Origin of the sequence: Mycobacterium appelbergii, from assembly GCF_032883035.1 — a bacterium.
Classification (GTDB): Bacteria; Actinomycetota; Actinomycetes; order Mycobacteriales; family Mycobacteriaceae; genus Mycobacterium; species Mycobacterium appelbergii.
The window spans coordinates 325,218-333,110 of sequence record NZ_JAMQTH010000009.1; the positions used below are offsets into that span (position 1 = coordinate 325,218).

The 7,893-nt window shown below is 64.9% G+C and carries 10 protein-coding genes and 2 tRNA genes; 4 read left to right on the top strand and 8 right to left on the bottom strand.

What is annotated here, in order from left to right; all coding sequences use genetic code 11:
- Positions 1 to 120: 120 nt before the first annotated feature.
- The 8 genes from hadC to M1247_RS22435 all read right to left on the bottom strand — a co-directional run bounded on the left by hadC (position 121) and on the right by M1247_RS22435 (position 3,721).
- Entirely contained in the window at positions 121 to 630 is a 510-nt protein-coding gene (gene hadC / locus M1247_RS22400) for a (3R)-hydroxyacyl-ACP dehydratase subunit HadC (protein WP_317158566.1), read from the bottom strand.
- Between the two features lie 3 nt (positions 631 to 633).
- Complete coding sequence (hadB, locus tag M1247_RS22405) at positions 634 to 1,062, bottom strand: (3R)-hydroxyacyl-ACP dehydratase subunit HadB (protein WP_317158567.1); 429 nt, start codon at positions 1,060 to 1,062, stop codon at positions 634 to 636.
- Positions 1,049 to 1,525 (bottom strand): (3R)-hydroxyacyl-ACP dehydratase subunit HadA, encoded by a 477-nt coding sequence (gene hadA, locus M1247_RS22410; protein WP_317158568.1) that lies wholly within the window; start codon positions 1,523 to 1,525, stop codon positions 1,049 to 1,051. The genes hadB and hadA overlap by 14 nt, the downstream gene beginning before the upstream one ends.
- 11 nt (positions 1,526 to 1,536) lie before the next feature.
- The gene (rpmG, locus tag M1247_RS22415; protein ID WP_003881823.1) at positions 1,537 to 1,704 is read right to left on the bottom strand and encodes a 50S ribosomal protein L33; all 168 of its coding nucleotides are present in this window, start codon (positions 1,702 to 1,704) and stop codon (positions 1,537 to 1,539) included.
- 36 nt (positions 1,705 to 1,740) lie between these two features.
- Positions 1,741 to 1,814, bottom strand: a tRNA-Met gene (locus M1247_RS22420).
- Positions 1,815 to 1,852: 38 nt separating this feature from the next.
- Positions 1,853 to 1,925: transfer RNA gene (locus tag M1247_RS22425), tRNA-Thr, on the bottom strand.
- A 99-nt stretch (positions 1,926 to 2,024) separates the two neighbouring features.
- Entirely contained in the window at positions 2,025 to 3,260 is a 1,236-nt protein-coding gene (locus M1247_RS22430) for a globin domain-containing protein (RefSeq protein ID WP_317158569.1), read from the bottom strand.
- Positions 3,260 to 3,721 carry an RrF2 family transcriptional regulator gene (locus M1247_RS22435; RefSeq protein ID WP_317158570.1) on the bottom strand — a complete coding sequence of 154 codons (462 nt, stop codon included), beginning with the start codon at positions 3,719 to 3,721 and terminating at the stop codon, positions 3,260 to 3,262. The genes M1247_RS22430 and M1247_RS22435 overlap by 1 nt, the downstream gene beginning before the upstream one ends.
- Positions 3,722 to 3,822: 101 nt before the next feature.
- Here M1247_RS22435 and M1247_RS22440 point away from each other — a divergent pair, with 101 nt between their 5' ends.
- The 4 genes from M1247_RS22440 to M1247_RS22455 all read left to right on the top strand — a co-directional run bounded on the left by M1247_RS22440 (position 3,823) and on the right by M1247_RS22455 (position 7,492).
- The gene (locus tag M1247_RS22440; RefSeq protein ID WP_317158571.1) at positions 3,823 to 4,548 is read left to right on the top strand and encodes an MBL fold metallo-hydrolase; all 726 of its coding nucleotides are present in this window, start codon (positions 3,823 to 3,825) and stop codon (positions 4,546 to 4,548) included.
- A 226-nt stretch (positions 4,549 to 4,774) separates the two neighbouring features.
- Complete coding sequence (locus M1247_RS22445) at positions 4,775 to 5,767, top strand: phospholipase effector Tle1 domain-containing protein (RefSeq protein WP_317158572.1); 993 nt, start codon at positions 4,775 to 4,777, stop codon at positions 5,765 to 5,767.
- A 113-nt stretch (positions 5,768 to 5,880) separates the two neighbouring features.
- A complete protein-coding gene (locus tag M1247_RS22450; RefSeq protein ID WP_317158573.1) occupies positions 5,881 to 6,729 on the top strand; it encodes a DUF8453 domain-containing protein in 849 nt (282 codons plus the stop codon).
- 52 nt (positions 6,730 to 6,781) lie between these two features.
- The gene (locus M1247_RS22455) at positions 6,782 to 7,492 is read left to right on the top strand and encodes a crotonase/enoyl-CoA hydratase family protein (protein ID WP_317158574.1); all 711 of its coding nucleotides are present in this window, start codon (positions 6,782 to 6,784) and stop codon (positions 7,490 to 7,492) included.
- Positions 7,493 to 7,893 lie beyond the last annotated feature (401 nt).

A 7,893-nucleotide genomic window follows, 5' to 3' on the forward strand; every position in this document is an offset into this window, starting at 1 on the left:
CGGGGCCCACATAATTCGCGCGCTCTCCGTTCGCTCGATCAAGCCGACGGACAGCGCGCTGAAAATGGGAAAACCCCGAGTGCCGAGTGTACCCCCGGCGGGAGTCAACTACTAATCCGGCTACTCCCCCGCGGCCTTGCGGATCACCTGACCGGACTCCGGGTCCCATTTCATCTGGACCGAATTGTCGCCCTCGTGACCCATGAGCGTGGTGTAGGCCTCCAGCACGACCTCGCCGTCGTCGTCGGTGCACACGTTGTGGGTGACGACGATGTCGGCGCCGAACCGCTGGTCGACCGAAGTGATCTCCATCCGTGCATGCAGGCGATCGCCGACCGTGATCGGCCGGTGGTAGACGAATCTCTGGTCCACCTGGATGATCTGCATGGTTTCCATGCCGAGATCGACATTGCGGAAGAAATCCGCCTGCACGAGCAGGGCGAAGATGGACGAGAACGTCGGACCTGCGACGAGTGCGTCGTGACCCAGCGCCGCCGCGGCGTCCTCGTCGAAACTCGCCGGATCATCGGCCTTTACCGACCGCGCAAACTGGCGAATCTGCTCGCGACCGACCTCGAAAACTTCGGGGTAGTGGTAAACGACGCCGAGGATATCTGCTTTCAATGCCATCGGCTAAGCCAACTTCGCGGTCGCAACTGCGCGACCGAAGATCTTCTTGCCACCCGCGGTGGCGGAAATGGCGATCGTGACCAACTTGTCGTCCGGCTCGACGGACTTGACCCGGCCGTTGAAGATGATCTCGGCGCCCACCCCGTCGTTGGGCACCGGCACGACGGCGGTGAATCGCACGTTGTATTCGGTCACCGCAGCAGGGTCGCCTACCCAGGAGGTGACGTAGCCGCCACCGAGACCCATTGTCAGCATGCCGTGGGCGATCGCGGTGTCGAGACCGACCTGCTTGGCGATCTCGTCGTCCCAGTGGATCGGGTTGAGGTCGCCGGACACACCGGCGTAGTTGACCAGATCGCCACGGGTCAGCGGGATGACCCTCTCCGGAAGGGTGTCACCGACCTTGACTGAATTGAACTCACGCAGAGCCATCAGAAAAACCCTCTTCTCCGTCACCCGCACGCCCGGCCAGGGTCGTGTAAGTCTCCTGCACCACGTCACCGGCGTCGTCGGTGATGATGTTCTTGGTCACGATGATGTCAGTGCCGTGCGCCCGCCTTACAGAGTGCACGTACACATCACAGTAGAGGCGGTCGCCTGCCCGGATCGGCTTGAGAAACTTCAATTCCTGATCGACCTGCACGATCTGGGCGTCGTGAATGCCGATGTTGGCGTGGTCGAAGAACGCCGACTGCGCCGTGTAGCCGAAGATGGAGATGAACGTCAGCGGCGCGGGCAGCGACTCGTGACCGAGTTCGGCAGCAGCCTTCTCATCGTGAAAGAACGCGTCGTCGTTCTTGACGGCGACGGCGTGCTCGCGGATTTTCTCGCGACCGACCTCGTAATGCTCGGGATACCTGTAGTGCATCCCGACGATGTTCGACGAAAGACCCACAGCGATTAGGACTACCGCGACTCTTTGTGCGGCTGGTGAGTTCCGCAGTTAGGGCAGAACTTCTTGATCTCCAGCCGGTCAGGGTCGTTGCGCCGGTTCTTCTTGGTGATGTAATTACGGTGCTTGCACACCTCGCAGGCCAAAGTGATCTTCGGCCGAACGTCGGTACTGGACGCCACGTCAGCTGCCTCTTTCGCAAATCTTGTAGTTCCCTGTAGCGGTGGGGGGGCTCGATCCCCCGACCTCACGATTATGAGTCGTGCGCTCTAACCAGCTGAGCTACACCGCCCCGATCGACGCGGTCGGCGCACCGCCGCGCGTCCACCGAGCCCCCTAACGGAATCGAACCGTTGACCTTTTCCTTACCATGGAAACGCTCTACCGACTGAGCTAAGGGGGCCTGGCCCGCGGCGTTACGGCAGCGGGGCCTTAAAGAGGGTACAACTTCCCCCGCAACCGCACCAAACCGCAGGTCATCCCTGCCGTGGAGCCGCTCCGGTCAGGACAGGAGCCAGTCGTTGGGTGCGAACAGCTCGCAATGCACCCGTTCGAGAGCGACGCCGAGGCCGCCCAGCTGGTTCCGCACGGCCTCGACGAACCCGGCGCCGCCACACAGGTAGACGTCGGCGTCGGCGGGCAGGTCGATGCCGTCCAGGCTCATCCGCCCGGCGTGCACACCCGGGGTGCCTGCGGTCAGGCCGTCCTCGTACCAGATGTCCACGCTGCCGTTGGGCAGTGCGTCGATCAGTTCGTGCTGGCGTTCGCGCAGTGCGTGGGTGCCGTCGCTGCGATCGGCGTGCAGCACCCGCACCGTGGTGTCGGGGCGGTCGGCGGCGATGGATTCCAGGATGCCGATCATCGGGGTGATGCCGATGCCCGCGGAGATCAGCACCAACGACCGGCCGTCGGGGCCGTCGGTGTGCAGGTCGCCGAACGGCAGCGTGACGTCCAGGAGGTCGCCGACGCACACGTTGGTCCGGATCCAGGTCGAGACCTCGCCGGCGGGCTGACCGGATACGGCGTCGACGGGTTTGACCGCGAAGGTCAGCTCGGCTGAGCCGCTGACGTTGACCAGGCTGTACTGACGCAGCTGGCGGGCGCCGTCGGGCATGGTCACGCCCACTGAAACATATTGGCCGGGAAGGAAATTCACCGGTCCGGTGGCGCGGACGGTGATCAGCACGGCACCGGACGGGTCGTCGACGCGGGAGAGGACCCGCAGCCGCCGGTAAACGTCACCGGGTTCGACGCCCGCCGCGTCGTACAGTTTGCGTTCCAGCTCGATCAGAGTGTCGGCCATGATCCAGTAGACGCGGTCCCATGCGGCAGCGACGTCGGCTGTCACCGTATCGGCACCGAGCACGTCCACGATGGCCGCGAACAGGTTCTCCTGAACGACCGGGTACAGGTCTGCGGTGATGCCCAGCGATGCGTGCTTGTGCCCGATCCGGGACAGCAACTCGCTCGGATGCGGCAACGCCGGGTCGATCAGGTGGGTGGCGAACGTCGCGATCGAGGCGGCCAGCGCCCGCTGCTGGGAGCCCTGGGCCTGGTTGCCGCGATTGAACAGATTGCGCAGCAGCGCCGGATGGTTCTCGAAGAGCAGGCGGTAGAACTCCTTGGTGATCTCGTCGATGTGTGCGCCGATCAGCGGCAGCGTCGCCCGGACGATCTCGGCGTGGTGCGACTCAAGTTCGTCGCGTACGGCCGACGTCTCGGGAGTGGTGACGGTCATCAGTGGGTTCCTTTCCAGGGTGTTCTTTTTCCGGTGAGTTGCAGAACAATCGGGAGACCGGGGCCGTCGGCGAGATCGGTGACGGTGTAGCGGTCGAGTTCTCGGTAGAAGGCCGCTTTCGCCTCGGCCAACGCCCGGCGCAGACGGCAGGCCGCGATCAACGGGCACGGGTTGACCCCGCCACATTCGACGACCTCCCGGTCGCCTTCGAGTTCGCGGACCAGCCAGCCGATCGAGGCGGTGCGGCCCGCGTCGGTGAGCACGATTCCTCCCACCCGCCCGCGCCGCGCGTGGACCATGCCCAGCTCGACCAACCGTGACACCGCCTTGGCGACGTGATGCTCGGAGGCGTCGGCGCTGACGGCGATGGTGCGGGTCGTGACGCGCCGCTCGTGGGACTCCCCCGCGGCCAGCAGCATCAGCGTGCGCAGCCCGAGGTCGGTGAACCGGGTCAGCTGCATGATTCGAACGCTATAAATTCCGCATCAAGAATGCGACTTTTGCCGGTGTGCGTTTAAACACCGTGTGAAGTGCGGTTTTTTAACCTGCAATGATTGGGGTCATGGCCAACCCGACACCACAGGACCGCCTGTACTTCAAGCAATTACTGGCCGGCCGCGACTTCGCGGCCGACGACATGATCGCCCAGCAGATGCGCAACTTCGCCTACCTGATCGGTGACCGCGAGACCGGTGACGCCGTGATCGTCGACCCGGCGTACGCCGCCGATGACCTGGTGGACGTCCTGGAGGCCGACGACATGCACCTGTCCGGGGCGTTGGTCACCCATCACCATCCCGATCACGTCGGCGGATCGATGATGGGCTACAACTTCAAAGGCCTGGCCGAGCTGCTGGAGCGGACACCGGTCCCGGTGCACGTCAACACCAATGAAGCGGAGTGGGTTTCGCGGATCACCGGGATTTCGGTGAATGATCTGACCAGACACGAGCACGGCGACAAGGTCGACGTCGGTGCGATCGAGATCGAACTGCTGCACACCCCGGGCCACACGCCGGGCAGCCAGTGCTTCCTGCTCGACGGCAGGCTGGTGGCCGGGGACACGCTATTCCTCGAAGGTTGCGGCCGTACCGACTTTCCTGGCGGCGATGTCGACGCCATGTTCCGCAGCCTGCAGGCGCTGGCGAAACTGTCCGGCGACCCGATGGTTTTCCCGGGGCACTGGTACTCCGCCGAGCCGAGCGCCCCACTGGCCGAGGTCACGCGCAGCAACTACGTGTACCGCGCATCGAATCTGGAGCAGTGGCGCATGTTGATGGGTGGTTAGCACCGCGCAATGGCGTGAAAATAAGCCCTCTGCCTGCCGAACAGCCCCGAAACAGACGAATCCATCAGCCCAAGCGGCTCTCAACCACTGATTTCGTAGGACGTTCCGTTGCGAAGGCAAGGAACGGCCCAAAACGGCGAATAGAGTAGCGCAATACTCAGGACATCTCGGCCGTTTCCCGGCAAACTGATGAGAGAGTTTCCGTCAGTCCGGCCCGGGGGTCGTCGTGAAGAACATCGTGTTGTGCTTCGATCAGGCAGATGAGCGCTCGGGGCCGCATGACGCGACCAACACCCAGGCGCTTTTCCGGTTGCTGGACACCGACGAACAGCAGGTCGGCTGGTACCACAACGGCGCGACGCCGGCACACGGCGCCGCCCTCATGCCGGGACGGCGCAGCGCGGTCGTCCGCGATTCCCGCGCGGCGGTCATCGACGCCTACCGGTTCGTCGACAGCTACTGGGAACCCGGGGACCACATCTTCCTGTTCGGCGGCGGGCACGGCGGCCACCGCGCCCGTGAGCTCGCCACCCTCCTGGGCACGGTCGGGCTGTTGCCTGCCCGTTCCGATGACCTGGGGGACTACGCACTGGCCACCTATGTGCTGCCGACCACCGCGCGTACCCCACAGGATTGGCATCGGGTCAGCCGATTGACCGCCCAGCTGCTCGGTGACGACGAAACGGCCATCCCGGTGCGGTTTTTGGGGACGTGGGACGGGATGCGGATTCCGGGGTCTCCTCAGTTCATCGGCCCGCTGACCAATATCGACGGCGGCAGGCACGCGGTGGCGATCGACGGTGGCCGACACACCATCCACCACTGCGACGCAGTCGACGAGGTGTGGTTCCGCGGCGCGCACTGCGATATCGCCGGCGGCTACGGCGCGTGCTGGCCGCTGGCCGACATCGCGTTGGACTGGGTGCTCACCGGCGCTGTCGAGGCGGGGCTGCTGGTGGCCGACCGCCTCTCGTCGCCCACCGAATTGGACGCCCTGGCCGGTTCCGCCCCGACCATCGGGCTGCACCGGCCACCGCTGGATGCCCGCGTGCATGCCAGCGTCGAGGTGCATCTGCAGGCTCATCCGCAGTATTGGCGGCGGCTGCCTGCCCGGATCGAATGGGCCGACGCCGATTGGCTGGCCCGCGGCGAGCGGCTGGTGACGGCACCGACGACGGCTCGCGTCGAGCGCGAAATACTCACCGCTGCAGCGTCGTAACCCGACCGGCTGCCGATATCCTGGCGCCGGGCCGCCCGACACCCCTGCAATCCTGACAATGTTTGCTGTCAACGAACCCGGTGCGGGCCCTCCGTCCGTGATATAAGCGGTTGGTGGGGATATTTGATTCGATCACGGATCGGGGGCGTGAGTTGGCTAGTTTTGACCCGGGCGCGTGGACAGCGCTTGCGGCATGGGTCGCGATCGTCGTCGTCATCGTCGCACTCGTCTACGCATGGCGGCAGTACCTGAAGGCCAAGGAGCGCCGGGCCGAGCTGACGCAGCCGAACGTGTCGATGTTCATGGAACCCAGCAGCGCCGACTGGCACCTCGTCGAGCTCGTCGTGCGCAACTACGGCCAGCGACCGGCATACGGGTTGCGTTTCGAGTTCGCCAATCCCCCGACCGTGGGCAAGTACGAGAGCTCCTACGACGAGAACTACGTCGACATCGTCCCGTTGAATCTGCCCGCGGAGATCCCATACCTGGCGCCGTCGCAGGAGTGGCGGATCGTGTGGGATTCGGCGCTGGACCGCAAGCAACTCGGCGAGGCGATCGCGTCCCGCTTCGACGGCGCGATCACCTACTACGACGAGCCTGGCACCGGCGGCAAGGCCAGCGGTAAGAAGTTCCGCAACACCACGGTGCTGGATTGGGCGACGCTGCCGCCGGTGGATCGCATGGAGCTGTTGACCACCCATGACCGGGCCAGGCAGGAGAAGCAGAAGCTCGAGTTGTTGCGCGGCGTGCTGGCCTATTTCCAGTACGCCGCTAAGGAGACCGACGAGCAGATGCTGCGGTCCGAGATCAACCGGATCAAAGCGCTCGGCGCCGAGGTACGGGAGCGGTGGAAGAGCCGCTACGACGCCACCGACGAGATCGACGACGAGGACTTCGACGACGACGATGATCCCGAGACGGATCTGATCGCTCCGCGCAGCGGACGTCGGCACAAGGCCTGAGTTCACTGCCTGAGTTCACTGCCTGAGTGCAGCCCGCCGTAGCATCGGACCGATGAGCAGCCTGGTGAGCTACGAGCTCAACGAGTCCGTCGCAACGATCACGCTCGACGACGGCAAGGTCAACGCGCTGTCTCCGGCAATGCAGACCGAGATCAACGCGGCGCTGGACCAGGCTGCCCAAGCGGCGGCCGGCGGCGAAGTGAAAGCCGTTGTGTTGGCCGGTAATTCGCGAGTCTTCAGCGGCGGGTTCGACCTCAGTGTATTTTCCTCGGGCGATTCGGCGGCGGCGCTCGGCATGCTGGCCGGCGGCTTCGAACTGTCGGTGCGCTGCCTGTCCTTCCCTGTGCCGGTGATCATGGCCGCAACCGGGCCCGCGATCGCGATGGGATCGTTTCTGCTGCTGTCGGGCGACCATCGGGTGGGCTCACCGAAATCGCGGTGCCAGGCCAACGAGGTCACGATCGGGATGACGCTGCCGATCGCGGCGATCGAGATCATGCGTATGCGGTTGACGCGTGCGGCGTTTCAGCGGGGCATCGCACTGGCGGCGACATTCGCCGGGGACGCCGCGATCGCGGGCGGTTGGCTCGATGAGATCGTCGAGCCTGATGCCGTGCTGAGCCGCGCCCAACAGGTGGCTGCCGAGGCGGCGGCGACCGTGCACACCACCGCGCATGTGGCCAGCAAGCTCAAGGCCCGCGCCGATGCGCTCACCGCGATCCGGGCCGGCATCGACGGCCTGCCTGCGGAGTTCGCGGGCTGAGCCTGGTCTGAGCGGGAACCCGTCGCATGCCTACGCTCTTGCTCGGTGCACCATCTGCCTCATACGGCCCAGCCTCGAACAGGCACTCGTGCCGCCCGCCTATTAGCGACTTTGTCGCTGAAATCGCCTCTACGGCAACATAAACCACTCCTGAACCAGCCTGCGAATCACACTGGTCGCAGCACTCACATCAGTCTCATCGACACCGCGATTTCGCTTGCCCGCTTAATAGCGACAAAGTCGCGCCCCGTTCGCGAAGTGTGCCCACGGACCGGCCCGGTGAGGCGCTATCGCCGAGACTGCGCTGAGGGACAGAATCCGCGCCGCAGAATCAAGCGGTCGCTGCAACACCTGATTTGTTTAGGGGTGTTGTTCGATGGCGTTTCGTGTTCAGGGCAGCA